This window comes from Streptomyces sp. 13-12-16, assembly GCF_002114215.1.
Classification (GTDB): domain Bacteria; phylum Actinomycetota; class Actinomycetes; order Streptomycetales; family Streptomycetaceae; genus Streptomyces.
Map to the genome: position 1 here is coordinate 17,373 of NZ_NCTE01000424.1, position 2,081 is coordinate 19,453.

1 protein-coding gene is annotated in these 2,081 nt (G+C 69.8%); it reads left to right on the forward strand.

All coding sequences use genetic code 11. From position 1 onward, the window contains the following. Positions 1 to 2,081: nitrate- and nitrite sensing domain-containing protein (locus B7767_RS17535; protein ID WP_373408221.1), on the forward strand; the 2,081-nt coding region annotated here is incomplete at both ends.

Consider the following 2,081-nt stretch of genomic DNA (forward strand, 5'->3'; position numbering starts at 1 on the left):
TGAGGGCACCGGCGCCGCCGCGCCGAGCCCGGCGTCGGCCGCCCCGAAGGGTCCGACCGGCCCGGGACCGCGAATAGCCCTGCGGAACTGGCGGATCTCGACCCGTCTGGTGTCGCTGCTCGCCCTCCCGGTGGTCGCGGCCACCTCGCTGGGTGCGCTGCGTATCAACCAGTCGTTGGACGACATCCAGCAGCTCGACAACATGAAGCTGCTGACGGACATGACCAAGCAGGCCACCGAACTGGCCCACGCGCTCCAGGAGGAGCGCGACCAGTCGGCCGGCCCGCTGGCGCACGGCGGCAAGGCCACCGACTTCTCGGTCAAGGGCTACCGCGAGAAGACCGACCGGGCGCGCAACCTCTTCATCGACAGCTCCGAGGAGATCGACGACGCCAGCAAGGACGGCAACCTCAAGGGCGTCCGCGACAACCTGGTGCAGCTCGCCGGTGAACTGGGCGAGCTCGAGAAGATCCGCAACACGGCGTACCAGTCGGAGAAGAACTCCACGCAGACCGTCGAGGGTTACCACCGTCTGATCGAGAAGCTGGTCGAGCTCTCGCAGGACATGGCCGAGGCGACCAGCAACCCCGAGATGATCCAGCGCACCCGTGCCCTGGCGTCCTTCTCCTCCGCCAAGGAGTACGCGTCGATCCAGCGCGCGGTCCTCGCCGCGGCGCTGCCCACCAGCAACACCACCAAGGGCGAACTCTCCGACAACGACCGGCTCTACGCCGAGTCCGCGCTGGCGAGCCAGAAGTCCGAGATCCGCAGCTTCAAGAGCATCTACGGCGACGTCGCCGCCACCGAGCTGCTGCTGCCGATCGAGGAGGGCAACAGCACGATCAAGGCCACCGACGAGTACGCCGGGCGCGCCCTGGCCTCGGAGTTCGGCCTCACCTCGGTGGGCGCGCGGTCCTACCGCGACTGGCTGGACGACAGCTCCACCAAGATCCAGCAGATGAAGAACATCGAGCTCACGCTGCTCGAGGACATGGAACAGCAGGCCCGTGAGCTGCGCAGCGCCACCGAGCGCGACGCGATCGTCTCCGGTGTGCTGATCCTGCTCGTGCTCGGTGTGTCGCTGGTCGGCGCCTTCGTCGTGGCCCGCTCCATGATCCGCTCGCTGCGCCGGCTGGAGGACACCGCCACCAAGGTCGCCCAGGAACGCCTGCCCGAGCTGGTCAAGCAGCTCTCCGAGTCCGACCCGCAGGACGTCGACACCTCCGTGGAATCGGTCGGTGTGCACTCCCGGGACGAGATCGGCAAGGTGGCCGCGGCCTTCGACGACGTGCACCGCGAGGCGGTCCGCCTCGCCGCCGAGCAGGCCCTGCTGCGGGGCAACGTCAACGCGATGTTCACCAACCTCTCGCGCCGCTCCCAGGGTCTGATCCAGCGCCAGCTCTCGCTGATCTCCGAGCTGGAGTCCCGCGAGGCCGACCCGGACCAGCTCTCCTCGCTGTTCAAGCTGGACCACCTCGCCACGCGTATGCGCCGTAACGGTGAGAACCTCCTCGTCCTCGCCGGTGAGGAGCCCGGCCGCCGGTGGACCCGTCCGGTCCCGCTGGTCGACGTGCTCCGTGCCGCCGCGTCCGAGGTGGAGCAGTACGAGCGCATCGAGCTGGCCTCCGTGCCGAGCACCGAAGTGGCCGGCCGCGTGGTCAACGACCTCGTGCACCTGCTCGCCGAGCTGCTGGAGAACGCGACCTCGTTCTCCTCGCCGCAGACCAAGGTCAAGGTCACCGGTCACGCGCTGCCCGACGGCCGGGTGCTGATCGAGATCCACGACACCGGTATCGGTCTGTCGCCGGAGGACCTGGCGGCGATCAACGAGCGGCTCGCCGCGCCGCCCACCGTGGACGTCTCCGTCTCCCGCCGCATGGGTCTGTTCGTGGTCGGCCGTCTGTCGCAGCGCCACGGCATCCGCATCCAGCTCCGTCCGTCCGACTCCGGTGGTACGACCGCGCTGGTCATGCTGCCCGTGGACGTCGCCCAGGGCGGCAAGAAGCCGCAGGGCAAGCCGGGCCAGCCGGGTGCGGGCGGCGGTGGCCCCGCCGCCGCGCAGGCCGCCGCGGGTGCCGCGG